At 69.1% G+C, this 13,885-nt stretch carries 14 protein-coding genes; 8 read left to right on the top strand and 6 right to left on the bottom strand.

From position 1 onward, the window contains the following. Positions 1 to 36 precede the first annotated feature (36 nt). From HMH01_RS07660 to HMH01_RS07650, 3 genes are all read right to left on the bottom strand, one after another. Complete coding sequence (locus HMH01_RS07660; RefSeq protein ID WP_171323972.1) at positions 37 to 1,134, bottom strand: NAD(P)/FAD-dependent oxidoreductase; 1,098 nt, start codon at positions 1,132 to 1,134, stop codon at positions 37 to 39. Between the two features lie 3 nt (positions 1,135 to 1,137). Further along, the gene (locus HMH01_RS07655; RefSeq protein ID WP_171323970.1) at positions 1,138 to 2,397 is read right to left on the bottom strand and encodes a D-amino acid dehydrogenase; all 1,260 of its coding nucleotides are present in this window, start codon (positions 2,395 to 2,397) and stop codon (positions 1,138 to 1,140) included. Positions 2,398 to 2,461: 64 nt separating this feature from the next. Next, the gene (locus HMH01_RS07650; RefSeq protein ID WP_171323968.1) at positions 2,462 to 3,583 is read right to left on the bottom strand and encodes a glycosyltransferase family protein; all 1,122 of its coding nucleotides are present in this window, start codon (positions 3,581 to 3,583) and stop codon (positions 2,462 to 2,464) included. A gap of 259 nt (positions 3,584 to 3,842) precedes the next feature. Between HMH01_RS07650 and HMH01_RS07645 the strand changes: the two genes are divergently transcribed. Genes HMH01_RS07645 through HMH01_RS07615 form a run of 7 tightly spaced genes read left to right on the top strand, consistent with a single transcriptional unit; the run spans position 3,843 to position 9,982 of the window. After that, on the top strand, positions 3,843 to 4,403 hold the full coding sequence (locus HMH01_RS07645; RefSeq protein ID WP_171323966.1) for a D-sedoheptulose-7-phosphate isomerase: 561 nt from the start codon (positions 3,843 to 3,845) through the stop codon (positions 4,401 to 4,403). Next, on the top strand, positions 4,400 to 5,620 hold the full coding sequence (locus tag HMH01_RS07640; protein ID WP_171323964.1) for an HAD-IIIA family hydrolase: 1,221 nt from the start codon (positions 4,400 to 4,402) through the stop codon (positions 5,618 to 5,620). The genes HMH01_RS07645 and HMH01_RS07640 overlap by 4 nt, the downstream gene beginning before the upstream one ends. Continuing rightward, positions 5,617 to 6,675, top strand: a complete 1,059-nt coding sequence (locus HMH01_RS07635) for an NAD-dependent epimerase/dehydratase family protein (protein WP_171323962.1) — start codon at positions 5,617 to 5,619, stop codon at positions 6,673 to 6,675. The genes HMH01_RS07640 and HMH01_RS07635 overlap by 4 nt, the downstream gene beginning before the upstream one ends. Further along, entirely contained in the window at positions 6,672 to 7,136 is a 465-nt protein-coding gene (locus HMH01_RS07630) for a dTDP-4-dehydrorhamnose 3,5-epimerase family protein (RefSeq protein ID WP_171323960.1), read from the top strand. The genes HMH01_RS07635 and HMH01_RS07630 overlap by 4 nt, the downstream gene beginning before the upstream one ends. Then, positions 7,129 to 8,154 carry a GHMP family kinase ATP-binding protein gene (locus HMH01_RS07625; protein WP_171323958.1) on the top strand — a complete coding sequence of 342 codons (1,026 nt, stop codon included), beginning with the start codon at positions 7,129 to 7,131 and terminating at the stop codon, positions 8,152 to 8,154. Before HMH01_RS07630 ends, HMH01_RS07625 begins: the two co-directional genes overlap by 8 nt. An 11-nt stretch (positions 8,155 to 8,165) precedes the next feature. After that, positions 8,166 to 8,708 (top strand): dTDP-4-dehydrorhamnose 3,5-epimerase family protein, encoded by a 543-nt coding sequence (locus tag HMH01_RS07620; RefSeq protein WP_171323956.1) that lies wholly within the window; start codon positions 8,166 to 8,168, stop codon positions 8,706 to 8,708. Then, positions 8,705 to 9,982, top strand: a complete 1,278-nt coding sequence (locus HMH01_RS07615) for an NAD(P)H-dependent oxidoreductase (RefSeq protein WP_171323954.1) — start codon at positions 8,705 to 8,707, stop codon at positions 9,980 to 9,982. Before HMH01_RS07620 ends, HMH01_RS07615 begins: the two co-directional genes overlap by 4 nt. A gap of 6 nt (positions 9,983 to 9,988) precedes the next feature. On the opposite strand, the gene HMH01_RS07610 is transcribed toward HMH01_RS07615, so the two are convergent. From HMH01_RS07610 to HMH01_RS07600, 3 genes are read right to left on the bottom strand one after another with little or no spacing between them, the layout of a single operon-like run. After that, positions 9,989 to 11,473, bottom strand: coding sequence for an FAD-dependent oxidoreductase (locus HMH01_RS07610; RefSeq protein WP_171323952.1), 1,485 nt, complete (start codon positions 11,471 to 11,473; stop codon positions 9,989 to 9,991). Next, entirely contained in the window at positions 11,470 to 11,688 is a 219-nt protein-coding gene (locus tag HMH01_RS07605) for a hypothetical protein (RefSeq protein WP_171323950.1), read from the bottom strand. Before HMH01_RS07605 ends, HMH01_RS07610 begins: the two co-directional genes overlap by 4 nt. Before the next feature lie 15 nt (positions 11,689 to 11,703). Next, positions 11,704 to 12,381, bottom strand: coding sequence for a sugar transferase (locus HMH01_RS07600; protein WP_246237291.1), 678 nt, complete (start codon positions 12,379 to 12,381; stop codon positions 11,704 to 11,706). A 221-nt stretch (positions 12,382 to 12,602) separates the two neighbouring features. Between HMH01_RS07600 and HMH01_RS07595 the strand changes: the two genes are divergently transcribed. Continuing rightward, entirely contained in the window at positions 12,603 to 13,877 is a 1,275-nt protein-coding gene (locus HMH01_RS07595; RefSeq protein ID WP_171323948.1) for a polysaccharide biosynthesis/export family protein, read from the top strand. Positions 13,878 to 13,885: the final 8 nt, after the last annotated feature.

Below are 13,885 nucleotides of genomic sequence, written 5' to 3'. Positions count from 1 at the left end.
CCGGGGGCCGGCCCCGGCGCCGGCCCGCGGGCGATCTCAGAGCAGCGTCATCACCTCGTCGGCCAGCGACAGCGCGCTGGTCAGGCCCGGCGACTCGATCCCGAACAGGTTCACGAGCCCCGGCACGCCATGCGCCTGCGGGCCTTGCAGCATGAAATCCGTCGGTGTCCCGCCCGGCCCGGCCGTCTTGGGCCGCACGCCCGCGTAGGAAGGCTGAAGCGCCCCGTCCGCCAGCCCCGGCCAGTAGCTGCGGATCGCATCGTAGAACCGCGCGGCCCGGTCCGGATCGACGCTGTAATCCACCCGGTCGATCCATTCCACGTCGGGGCCGAACTTGCCCTGCCCGGCCAGGTCCACCGTGTAATGCACCCCCAGCCCCCCCGGTTCCGGCACCGGATAGACCGGGCGCGAGAAGGGCTGCCGCCCGGCAAGCGAGAAATAGGTGCCGCGGGCGAAATGCAACTCAGGCACCAGCGCCGGGGGCATCCCATCGATCGCGCGCGCGACCGGCTGCGCCCAGAGGCCGGCCGCATTGATCACCACGCCCGTCTCCAGCGTCATGGGCTCGGCCCCGCCCACGCGCAGCCGGATGCCGCCGCCGGTCGCCTCGCCCCCCTCTACAGGGGCGTTGAGCGCCAGCATCGCCCCCGCCTCCTCTGCCTCGCCCAGCAGCGACAGCATGAACCCATGCGAATCCACGATGCCCGTGAAAGGCGAATGAAGCGCCGCCGTCGCGCGCAACTCGGGTTCCATCGCCCGCACCTGCGCGCCGGTCAGCCATTCGAGATTGGTGACGCCGGCGGCAGCGGCATGGGTGCGGATCCCGTCCAGATCCGCCTCCTGCGCCGGTTCCGCCGCGACGATCAGCTTGCCGCACTGGCGATGCGCGATCCCCCGCGCGGCGCAATAGTCATACAGCATCTGCCGCCCGCGCGCGCAGTGCCGCGCCTTGGCGCTGCCCGGCGGATAGTAGAGCCCGGCGTGAATCACCTCGGAATTCCGCGCGCTGGTCTCGGTCCCGAAGGCGCCCGCGCGTTCCAGGATCACCACCTCGCGCCCCGACTGCGCCAGCGCCCGCGCGCAGGCAAGCCCCACGACGCCGGCCCCGATCACGATGGCATCGACACGCTCCATCGCTCAGCGCCCGTAGCGGGCGGCGGTCAGCCCGTCCATGTCGATCTGCGGCGCGCGGCCCAGCACCAGGTCCGCGACCAGCCGCCCCGATCCCGCCGCCATCGTCCAGCCCAGCGTCCCGTGGCCGGTGTTGAGCCAGAGGTTGCGCAGCCGCGTCGGCCCCAGCACCGGGGTTCCGTCCGGCGTCATAGGCCGCAGCCCCGTCCAGCCCTCGGCCCGTTCCATGTCTCCGCCCAGCGGAAAGAGGTCGCGCACCACATGCCGCACCGTGTCGGTCGCGTGCGGGCCAAGCCTGCCGCTGTAGCCCGCGATCTCGGCGGTGCCGGCCACGCGGATCCGGTCGCCCAGCCGGGTGATCGCCACCTTGTGCGTCTCGTCCATGATGGTCGATTGCGGCGCCATGGCGTCATCGACCACCGGCAGGGTCACCGAATATCCCTTCACCGGATAGACCGGCAGGTTGATGCCCACGGGCTTCAGCACCCGTGGCGCGTAGCTGCCCAGCGCACAGACATAGGCATCGCCGGTGACGCGACCCTCCTTGTCGGTATCCACCCCGATCACGCGCCCGGCTTCCGCGACGATCCGCTCGATCGTCTGGCCGTAGTGGAACGAGACGCCCAGCGCCCGGGCCTTCTCGGCCAGCGCCATGGTGAACAGGCGGCAATCGCCGGTGCGGTCGGCGGTCAGGCGCAGCCCGCCCACGAACTTGTCCCTGACCCGCGCCAGCGCCGGCTCGGCCGCGATGCAGCCGTCGCGGTCCAGCACCTCGAAGGGAGAGCCGTACCGCTTCAGGATCTCCTGGTCGGCCTTCGAGGCCTTCATCTGCTTCTCGGTGCGGAAAAGTTGCAGCGTGCCCTGCTCGCGCATGTCAAAGGAAACGCCCGTATCCGCCACCAGGTCCGGCAGGCAGTCGCGCGAATAGTTGGATATCCGCACCATCCGGCCCTTGTTCACCTCGTAGGCGCTAGGATTGCAGTTCGCCAGCATCTGCGCGCCCCAGGCCCACATGGTGGGGCTGATGAGCGGCCAGATGAACAGCGGCCGGCGCTTCATGAACAGCCATTTCAGCGCCTTCATCGGCACGCCCGGCGCCGCCCACGGGGATGTCATGCCGTAGGACAGCTCGCCCGCATTGGCATAGCTCGTCTCCATCCCCGGCCCCGCCTGGCGGTCCAGCACCACCACATCTGCCCCGGCTTTCGCCAGATACCAGGCGGTGGTGACCCCGATCACCCCCGCGCCCATCACGACGACCTTCATGTACTTGCCCCTGATGACTTTCGGGCGATCCTGCGACAGCCGCGGCCCAAGCGCAACCGCAGGCTCAGGCGGCGCGGATGCCGCCCGAATAGGCCCGGGCAAGTGCTGTCAGACGCTCGCGCCGCCGGGTCATCGCCTGCGTCTCGGGCAGGCCGAAATGGCCCAGGATCAGCGCCCAGCGGTGCAGCCAGTCATGGCGGCCCAGCGCATGGACCAGGTTGACGCGCCTGCGCCGCTCCTGCTCCTGCGGATCCTCCAGCAGGGCCATGATCGCGCGGGCGGCCTCGGTCGGATGCTCGGGCAGCCGTTCCACCGCTTCGGGCCAGTCGAAATGCCGATGGTAGTCGGGGCTGTCGGGCGCATAGCCCACCTGCACCGCGCCCCCGGCCATCCCCTCGACATGGCGCGGCCCCCAGATCAGTTGTCCACGGCGCTGGTCGGCATGGCCGATCTTGCCGTAATCCACCATGAAGAGCCGCGCGCGCTGGATCAGGCTGGCCAGCAATTCCCGGTGAAGGACGTGATCCTCGACAACGGGCGGCAGCGCGGCGCTGTCATATAGATAGAAGCGCCGCCTGGCATCCAGCACCGCCTTGACCTGGGCATGCAGCTCGGGCCGCCGCCGGCCCATGTAGTGCAGGTCGATCACCCGCTCGGGCGGCGCTATGGGGGGCGCGAAGCGCAGCAGGTCCGCCGCGCCGGGCAGGTGGATCACCGGGCGCCCCGTGAGTTCCGCCACCCGCGCGCAGGAGCTTTCGAACGCGCAGGCGATCAGGTCGAAGCGGCCAAGCGACGCCACCAGCGGGCGGAAGTCGTCGATCGTGGTCAGCCACAGCTCTTCGAGCACGCAGAAGGCCAGCCGCGACCGCGCCCGCCAGTCCGGCACGGCGTCGAGCGCCAGCAACTCCACCGGTTTCTGCACGAAGCAGCCGAACAGGTCCACATCCTCGCCCAGCGGCGCGCGCACCGCCCCCGAGGGCACCCATTCGAACAGCCGCGTGCGCTTGGAACTCCACCGCCGGGCGCGCATCAGGATCTCGCGCGAGGGGGGGCGCTCGGCGATGTGCAGGCGCGCGCCCTCGAGTGCCGTCACCACGTCCTCGAACTCGTAGCCGGAACAGCGCGAGACGTCCCGCCGGATCGCCCGCTGAGAAAAGATCGCCACCCGGCGGTCCGCCGTCGTCATCACGCGCCCCCTGCTCCGCGCACCGCATGCGCCCCGGGGAAATGGAAAACCGGATGGCCCGCGCGGGACTGACAAATATCAACATTCCCGACACTGCCCGACCATAATTTCAACCCTGAGGGATCGTGACGCGCCACAAATGACGGGGCGCGGAACTCCGTCTCTGTGAAACCGTCTTAAAGAGTGGGGGATCGTCATGGGCGAGCCTATGTTCAATTCATGTCGCGCGGCCAGCATTTCGGATGTGCTGGACAATTACATGAACATATTCAGGAAACTGATCGACGATATCGACCCCAAGGCGCTTGAACGCGCGGTGAACACCTTGCGCATGGCCCGCGATACAGGCGGCGTCATCTACATCGCCGGGAACGGCGGCAGCGCCGCCACGGCGACCCACCTGGCCAACGACCTGGGCAAGGCCACCAAGGTTTCCGGGTTGAACCCGATCCGGGCCCTGTCGATGAGCGACAACGTCTCCTGGCTGACCGCGCTCGGCAATGACGAGGGCTATGACCGCGTCTTCGCCGGCCAGATGGAGAACTTCGCGAAACCCGGCGACGTGCTGATCGCGATCTCCACCAGCGGCAATTCGGCCAACCTGGTCCGCGCGGTGGAACTCGCGCGCGAAACCGGCGTGCGGTCCATCGGCGTGCTGGGCTTCGAGGGCGGCCGGCTCAAGGACATGGTGGACGAGTGCATCTGGCTGCCCTCGCCCGTCGGCGCCTATGGCCCGGTCGAAAGCGCGCATTCGGTGGTGGTCGACCTGATCAACGCCTGCCTGATGGCGGACCGCCCCCTGGGGATGGCCGCCGAATGAGACCCACGCCCCCCCGGCAGGCCGTGATCCTGGCGGGCGGGCGCGGCACGCGGCTTCAGCCGCTGACGCTGACCCGCCCGAAGCCGATGGTCGTGTTCCACGGCAAGCCCTTCCTCGAATACATCGTCGAGATGCTGCGCGATCAGGGGATCGAACGCATCCTCATGCTGCTGGGCTACCTGCCCGGGGTCATCACCGACCATTTCGGCGATGGCAGCCGGCTGGGCGTCTCGATCGAGTATGACATCACCGACCCGGACGACCTGACCGCCCACCGGGTGCTGCACGCGGCCGACCGGATCGACGAGACATTCCTGCTGCTCTATTGCGACAACTACTGGCCGATGCGGCTGGACGACATGTGGGCGCGGTTCGTCGCCTCGGGCGCCGACGGGCAGGTCACGGTCTATGCCAACGAGGATCGTTTCTCGAAGGACAGCGTGATCGTCGGGCCCGACGGCTTCGTCGATGTGTTCGACCGAACGCGCACCACGCCGGGGCTGAAGGGGATAGAGATCTCCTACGCGATCCTGCGGAAATCGGCCGTCCTGCCGCTGCTGCCCACCGACCGGCAGGAGCTGTTCGAGCAGGCGGTCTATCCGGCACTCGCCCGCGCGCACCGGCTGGGCGCCTACTGGAGCGGGCATCGCTATTACAGCGTCGGCAACCTGGACCGGCTGCCCGTCACCGACGAATTCCTCGCGCGGCGGCCAGCGATCCTGCTCGATCGCGACGGGGTGCTGAACGCCAGGGCGCCGCGCGCCGAGTACGTCCGCCGTGCGCAGGACCTGCGCCCGCTGCCCGGCGCGGCCCAGGCCGTGGGCCGGCTGACCCGCGCCGGCTACCGGGTGATCGTCGTCTCGAACCAGGCCGGCATCGGGCGCGGCGTGATGACCGAGGCGGACCTTGCGGCCGTCAACGACCGCCTCAGGGCCGAGGTGGCGCAGGCCGGCGGGCGGATCGATGCCATCTACCACTGCCCGCACGACTGGGACGCCGGCTGCGCCTGCCGCAAGCCCGCCCCGGGGATGCTGTTCCAGGCCCAGCGCGACTGGCATCTCGACCTGACACGGACGCTCTTCGTGGGCGACGACCCGCGCGATGCGGAAGCGGCCCGTGCCGCCGGATGCCCCTTCCAGATGGTCGGCCCCGGCCGATCGCTTGCCGACATTGTTGACCGTGCCCTTGGGGCCCCATTGCAGGAGACAGGAACATGACCGCCCCGCAACGCATTCTGCTGACCGGCCATGACGGATATATCGGCTCTGTCATGGCGCCGCATCTGGTGGCGCTGGGCCACGAGGTGGTGGGTCTCGACACCGGCTATTATGCCCCCTGCACGCTGGTCCCCGACCGCACCACCATCCCGGCCATCGTCAAGGACATCCGCGACGTGGTGCCAGCCGACCTGAAGGGCTTCGACGCGGTGATCCACCTTGCCGCGCTGTCGAACGACCCGATCGGCAATCTCGACCAGGGCTGGACCACCGACATCAACCACACGGCCACCGTCCGGCTTGCGGAACTGGCGCGGGATGCGGGCGTGCGGCGGTTCCTGTTCTCGTCCTCCTGCATCATGTACGGCATGTCCGAGGCGGGCGTGGTGGACGAACGCTCGCCGCTCGATCCCAAGACGGAATACGCCCGTTCCAAGGTGAAAAGCGAGATGGCGCTGCGCGATATGGCGCGCGACGGCTTCTCTCCGGTCTACCTGCGCAATGGCACCGTCTATGGCGTCTCGCCCCGGATGCGGTTCGACACGGTGCTGAACAACCTGGTGGGCGCCGCCGCGACCGCCGGCGTCGTGCAGGTCCATTCCGACGGCAAGCCCTGGCGCCCGGTGATCCATGTCGAGGATGTCGCCCGCGCCTTCGCCCATGTGCTGAGCGCGCCCGAGGCCGACATCCACAACGAGGCGTTCAACAATGGCGCCGACCACCTGAACCACCAGGTGATCGATCTGGCCTGCTTCGCGGTCGAGGCGGTGCCGGGCGCGAAGCTGCAGGTGCTCAACCAGCCCGGCGCGGACCAGCGCACCTACAAGGCGTCCTTCGCCAAGTTCGCCCGCACCTTCCCCGGGTTCGAATGGAAATGGACCGCGCGGGCGGGCGCGGACGAACTGGCCCGCACCTTCGCCGAGATCGGTCTGACCGCCGAGCAGTTCGGGGGCCGGAACTTCACCCGGCTGAAATGGCTGAACCACCTGCTCGACACCGGCCAGCTCGACCGCAAGCTGCGCTGGGCCAGCGCCGAGGAAAGGCGCATCGCATGAGCGCCACATCCGCCATCGACGGGGTCAAGGTGATCCCGCTGCGCCAGATCGTGGACGAGCGCGGCAAGATCATGCACATGCTGAAGGCGACCGACCCGCATTTCATCAGCTTCGGCGAGATCTATTTCTCGACCGCCTGGCCCGGCGCGGTGAAGGCGTGGCACATCCACACCTACATGACCGTCAACAACGCGGTCCTGTCGGGCCGCGCCAAGCTGGTGATGTACGACATCCGCGAGGCGAGCCCCACGAAGGGCGCGCTGATGGAGGTATTCCTGGGCGAGGACAACCACGTCCTTGTCCAGATCCCGCCGGGCATCGCCAACGGCTACAAGGCCTATGGCGACAAGCAGGTGATCCTGGCGAACGCCGCCACCCACCCGCACGACCCCGACGAGATGCAGCGGATGCCGCCCTTCACCGACCAGATCCCCTATGACTGGAGCCTGCGCCATGGCTGAGGGCCGCACCAATGGCGATCCGGGCATGATCGTCACCCGCACGCCGCTGCGCGTCAGCTTCTTCGGCGGCGGCACCGACCTGCCCGCCTTCTACCGGCAGGACCGGGGCGCGTGCCTGTCCACCGCCATCGACCGCTACGTCTATGTGACGGTGAAGCGCCACAGCGACCTGTTCTTCGAACCGATCCGGATCAACTACTCCACCTCCGAGCAGGTGGACCGGATCGACGAGATCCGCAACAACATCGCCCGCGAGTGCCTGAAGTTCCTGGAAATCGACCCGCCGATCTACGTCTCGACCGTGGGCGACGTGCCCGCCTCGACGGGCCTGGGCGGGTCGTCCGCCTTCGCGGTGGGGCTTTTGAACGCGCTCCACGCCTTTCGCGGCGAGCGGGTGTCGGCGGGGCAGCTTGCCGACGAGGCCTGCCACATCGAGATCGAGGTGCTGGGCGAGCCCATCGGCAAGCAGGACCAGTACGCCGCCGCCTTCGGGGGGATGAACCTGTTCACCTTCAAGCCCGACGAGGGCGTGACGATCGAACACCTGACCGTGAACGGCCATGCGCCGCTCTGCGATCTGTTCGGGTGCATGCTGATGTTCTGGACCGGGCACCAGCGCGACACCTCGGCTGTCCTGAGCGAGCAGAACCGCAACACCAATTCCCGCATGACCCAGCTCTGCGCGATGCGCGACCAGGCCACCGACCTGCACCGGCGCATCGCCGAAGGGTCCATCGACATCGCCGGTATCGGCGCCATGCTCGACGAGGCGTGGACGCTCAAGCGCGGCCTTGCGAGCAAGATCTCCAACGACCAGGTGGACCGGCTCTACGCCGCGGGCCGCGCGGCGGGCGCCTGGGGCGGCAAGCTTTGCGGTGCCGGATCGGGCGGGTTCCTGATGTTCCTCGCACCCCCTGACCGCCATGCCGCGATCCGGACCGCGATGAGCGGGCTGGTCGAGATGAAGGCCGGCTTCGAGGCGCAGGGCTCGCAGGTCGTGCGCCCGTTCCACGACTGAAAGGGCATGCGATGAAATTCACCCCCCTGCCCCTTGCGGGCGCCTGGCTGATCGAGATGGAAAGGATCCGCGACCATCGCGGCTTCAACGCGCGCGCATGGTGCGCCGAGGAGATGGCCGCGCATGGGCTGACCACGCGCATCGCGCAGGTCAACGTGATCCGCAACGGCCCCCGCGGCACGATCCGCGGCATGCACTACCAGCGCCCGCCCTTCGCCGAGACGAAGCTTTTCCGCGTGACCCGCGGCGCCATCTTCGACGTGATCGTGGACCTGCGGGCGGGCTCGCCCACCCGCCTGCAATGGATCAGCGTGGAACTGAACGCCGAGGATGGCCGGTTGCTCTATGTCCCCGAAGGCTTTGGCCAGGGCTTCCAGACCCTCGCGGACGACACCGAACTGACCTACCAGGTCAGCGCCCCCTATTCGCCCGCGCATGGCTCAGGCTTCCGCCCCGACGATCCCGCCTTCGGCATCGACTGGCCGCTGCCGGTGGCCGCGATCTCGGACAAGGACGCGGGCTGGCCCGACTTCAAGGCAGAGGTGATGGCATGATCCTGGTGGACAGTGCCTTGAAGCGGCGCGAGGAGGCGGGACAACCCATCCGCGTGGGCATCGTGGGCGCGGGCGCCATGGGCCGCGCCATCGCCTACCAGATCGAGCGCTGCACCCCCGGCATGACGGTGGTCGCGATCGCCAACCGCTCGCTCAACAGCGCCGAGCGCAGCTTTCTGGACGCCGGCCGCACCGGCAGCCGCCATGTCACCACCCCGCAGGGACTGGCCGCAGCCCTCGCCGACGGGCTGCCGGCGATCACCACCGATCCGATGCTTCTCTGCCGCGCCGAGGGCATCGACGTGATCCACGAGGTGACCGGCACGGTCGAGCATGCCACCCATGTGATCCTGGAGGCGATCGCCAACGGCAAGACCGTGGTCACCATGAATGCCGAGGTGCAGGGCACCATCGGCCCGGTGCTGAAGGCCCGCGCCGATGCGGCCGGCGTTCTTCTGACCGACAGCGACGGCGACCAGCCGGGGGTGATGATGAACCTCTACCGCTTCGTGCAGGGCCTGGGCATCCGCCCGGTGGTGCTGGGCAACATGAAGGGGCTGCACGACGCCTATCGCAACCCGACCACGCAGGCCGACTTCTCGCGCCGCACGGGTCTGACGCCGCACATGGCCGCAAGCTTCGCCGACGGCACCAAGATGTCCTTCGAGATGGCGCTGGTGGCGAACGCGACCGGACTGCGCGCGGGCCGGCGCGGGCTTTACGGCCCGGATTGCGCCCATGTGACGCAAGCCGTCGGCCACTACCCGCCCGAACAGATGATCCGCCACGGGATCGTTGACTACATCGTGGGCGCCGAACCCGCGCCGGGCGTCTTCTGCATCGGCCACGAGGAACGCCCCATGCAGACCCACTGGCTGAAGCTCTACAAGCTGGGCGAGGGGCCGTTCTACACCTTCTACACGCCCTATCACCTGTGCCACCTGGAGGCGCCCACCACCATCGCGCGCGCGGCGCTGTTCGGCGATGCGACCTGCGCGCCCGAGGCCGGGCATATCGTGGACGTGGTCGCCACCGCCAAGACGGACCTGCGCGCGGGCGATACGCTGGACGGCATCGGCTGGTACATGACCTATGGCCAGTGCGAGAACGCCGACATCTCGGTCGCCGAGGGGCTTCTGCCGATGGGGCTGGCCGAGGGGTGCCGCCTGAAACGCGACGTGCCGAAGGACCGCGTGCTGACCTATGACGACGTGGACCTGCCCGAGGATCGTCTCGCCGACCGGCTGCGCGCCGAGCAGGTGGCCTGGGACTGAGACCTTTCAGGCGGTCTGGCCGGTAAGGTGATCGGCCAGCCGCATCGCCAGTTGCAGGATGGTGAAGGTCGGGTTCGCATGGCTCGAGGTGGCGAACACCGCCGAGCCCGCCACATACAGGTTCTGCGCCCCGTGCACCCGGCAATCCGCATCGACCACGCCGGTGCGCGCATCCGCCGCCATCCGCGCGCCGCCCATGTGGTGCCGCGAATAGTCGAACGCGATCTCCGCGTCGCGCGCCCACAGCCCCTCGTGCATCTGCATCCGGCCCAGCCCCGTGCGGATGAACATGCGCGCGACTTCCAGCGAGGTTTCGCGCAGCGTCGCGACATCGATGGGCAGAAGCCTCCAGTCCATGCCGACCCGGCGCAGGCCGAAGCGGTCGCGGCCATCGGTCAGCACGATCCGGCTGTCGGGGTTGGGCGCCTGCTCGCCCACCACCCAGGCCGTGCCGGTGAAATGATAGTCCCGCCCCTGCACCAGCCCCGCGACGAACGGATCGGTCGATGCCCCGGCCTCGATCTCGCGCGGATACATCCGGTCGAGATGGAGCGCGCCGTTCAGGATGCCGGCCGCGCGCATATGCGTCTCTGTCGGGCTCAGCACCACCTCGGGCTTCTGGTGGCGCAGCAGCCGCTCGAACTCCCAGTGGCGGGAATGGGAATAAAGCCGGCGGGTGATGAAATAGCTCCCGTTGTGCAGCACCGGATGCTCCATGAAGCAGCGCCCGACCATGCCGCCCTGGTTTCCGAACAGGTTGCCCCGCTCCTCGTTCAGGTGCAGCAGCGCGCGCGACACCTCCATCCCGCCCATCGCCAGGACGAACCGCCCGGCCGTCGCGATAAAGCGGTGGCCGGAATAGCTTTCCACCCGCGCGCCCGTCACGCGGCCCGTGGTGCCGTCCACGTCCAGCCCCGTGACATTCGCGTTCAGGACCAGGTCGATGCCCGGCTCCGCCTCGAGTTCGCCCACGAAGCGGATACCGAAATGAAGCGGCGTGTAGCTGCGCAACTCGTGGAAGGCGCGATCCACCGCCCAGCGCTGGGACAGCTCGTCCAGCGTGTCGCCATAACGCCCCGCGCGGCGCGGGGCGCCGAAGGGGGTAAAGCCCAGCAGGTCCGCCACCGGGCGCTGATAGGGCTCCAGGTCGTCATAGCCGATGGGCCAGCCGCTCAGCGGCACGTCGGCGCGCGGCGCGAAATCGAAACGGTCGAACAGCAGGCACTGCCCGCCCCAATGCCCGGTGGTCCCCCCCAGATGGCGCAGCCGGGGCGCGTCCAGCGGGTCGTAGTCGAGGCCCAGGACCTCACCATCGTAAAGCGACTGGGACTCGTGGGTGTAGTCGCGGTCCCCCGCCTCCAGCAGCAGCACCCGCCGCCCCGCACGCGCCAGCCGCAGCGCGATGGCGATGCCCGCGGGCCCCGCCCCCACGATGCAGCAGTCGTAGTCGCCCTCGAGGCGGGGCACCCCGGAATTCGCGTCGCGGATCATCGGGGCTCTCCGGTCGGGTCGGTCGCGTCCAGCACCCAGCCGTTGCGCAGCACGGGCCGGGGCGCGGGCACCTGCGGCAGCGGGTTGTCCTGAAGCCGCAGCCAGCCGATGCGCGCGGCGGGCAGCGCCACGGCCAGGCCAAGTCCCGCCCCCAGCACCCGCCGCCGGGTGATCGGGGACCGCGAGGCCACCCCATGCGTTGCAAGATCGATCATCGGATCATCCCCGGTTCAGCAGCCGGTGCCGCGCAGCACGACCGCGCAGGTCCGCCACAGGATCCGAAGATCCAGCGGCAGCGAAAGATTGGCGTAATAGGCGTTGTCGAAGCGGATGCGCTCGAGAAAGCTGGTGGCGCTGCGCCCCTCCACCTGCCAGAGCCCGGTCACGCCGGGACGCAGCCGGAAATAGGCGGTGCCGCCCGCCTCGACGTAAAGCTTTTCCTGCTCCACCGTGAAGGGGCGCGGTCCGATCAGGCTCATGTCGCCCCGCAGCACGTTCCAGAGCTGCGGCAACTCGTCGAGGCTGGTCTTGCGCAGCACCGCGCCCAGCCGGGTGACGCGCGGATCGTGGCGCAGCTTCTGCATCTCGTGCCACTCGGCCGCGACCCTTGGGTCGGCCTCGCAGGCGCGCCTGAGGGCCGCATCGGCATCCGTCACCATGCTGCGGAGTTTCCAGAACCGGAACCGCCTGCCATCGCGCCCGACGCGTTCCTGCCAGTAGAAACCCGGGCCCCCATCCAGCCGCACCATCAGCCACAGGATCGCGACCAGCGGCGCCACCATCGGCAGCAGGGCGACCGCCAGCACAAGATCCATGAGCCGCTTCAGCCGCTGGCGGTAGATCCCCCTGCCCAGGACGGACGGGTCGGCCTTGCGGGACCAGTCCAGATAGGCGGCATCCTTCATCATTCCTGCTCCAGCACACACAACACCGGCCCGGCCCTGACGGCGACCCGCGACCGCACACGCAACGCAACTCGAAGGCGAGACGAAATATGGCCAAATATGGGCAATCCGACGCGCGGACGATTGACCGTTGTCAACCGGCGCGCGACCGGGACGCGACACTCTGGGTTGCAGAAGGGGCTGCTCCGGCGGCCGCCCTTTCCCTGCGCAAGAGGAACACCGCGATGACCAAGACCCGCTCCAAGTCCCTGCCATCCGGCTTTCGTCGTGCGACGCTTGCGCTGACGCTGGCGGCCAGCCTTCTGGCGGGGCCGGCGCTTGCGGCCTATCGCCTGCAGCCCGGCGACACGCTGCGCCTTGCCATCGCGGGGCTGCCGATGTCGGACGTGCAGGCGCGGGTGGATATCGACGGCAACGTCAACCTTGCCTGGTTCGGCACCTTCCACGCCGCCGACCGCACGCTCGAGGAATTGCTGGCCGAGGTGCGCCGCATGGCCGACGGGCAGGTGGTGAAACGCTACACGCTCGAGGGGCAGCTGAACCTGATCAAGCCCCGCCCCGAGGACATCATCATCGAGGTGGCGCTGCACCAGCCCATCATCGTGATCGGCGACGTGCTGCGCCCCGGCGAGTTGCCCTACCGCCCCGGCCTGACGCTGCGCAGCGCCATCGGCATCGCGGGCGGCGCGCAGGATCCGATGCTGGCCGGCCTGCGCGAACGCGATCCGCTGAACATGCTGCGCTGGCAGAACGACCACGAGGGCGCGGTGCTCGATCACGCCATGGCGAGCCTCAGGCTCTGGCGGCTGGGGGCCGAGCTTGACGAGGATTACGACAGCATCCCGCCCACGGCCGACACGCTGGGCATCAGCCCCGATGTGCATGCCCGCCTGCTTGAGGAACAGAACCGCCTGCTTGCCATCTCGCACGCCGCGACCGACGGCCAGCGCGACTACCTGACCCGCGCGCTGGGCCAGGCCGAGAACCGGGTGCGCATCCTGGGCCAGCAGCAGGAAAAGCTGCGCGAGGCGCTGGCCTCCGACGAGGAGGAAGAGGCGCGCGTCGCCGAGCTTCTGAAGAACGGCCTTGCCATGGCCGGCCGCGCGGCCGAGGCGCGGCGGGCGTCGGTCCTGACCGCGACCCGGCTGCTGGAGATCGAGGACGCGCTTGCGCGGGGCGTGCTGGAAGTGACGCGGCTGCGGCGCGCCATCGACGAGTTCGAGGAAACCCGCAGCGCCCAGCGTCTCGATGCGCGCGAACTTGCCCGCCGCGAGGCGATGCAGGCCGGGATCCGGATGGAGAACGCGACCCGGCTCCAGGGTGGGCAGAACTCCGCCATGCTGGCGGCCGGTGCCGGCGTGGCCGAGCCGCAGGTGGTCGTCTACCGCCGCGACGGGGCCGGGGTGGAACGGCTTTACCTCGCGCTCGACGACATGGTGATGCCCGGCGACACGATCGAGGTGATGCTGGCAGGCCCGGGCGCGCCGGTCATCCAGTAGCAGGGCGC

Source organism: Halovulum dunhuangense (genome assembly GCF_013093415.1).
GTDB classification, from domain to species: Bacteria; Pseudomonadota; Alphaproteobacteria; order Rhodobacterales; family Rhodobacteraceae; genus Halovulum; species Halovulum dunhuangense.
The sequence above is the reverse complement of the archived record's forward strand: the minus strand, read 5'-3'. Positions and strand labels throughout refer to the sequence as shown.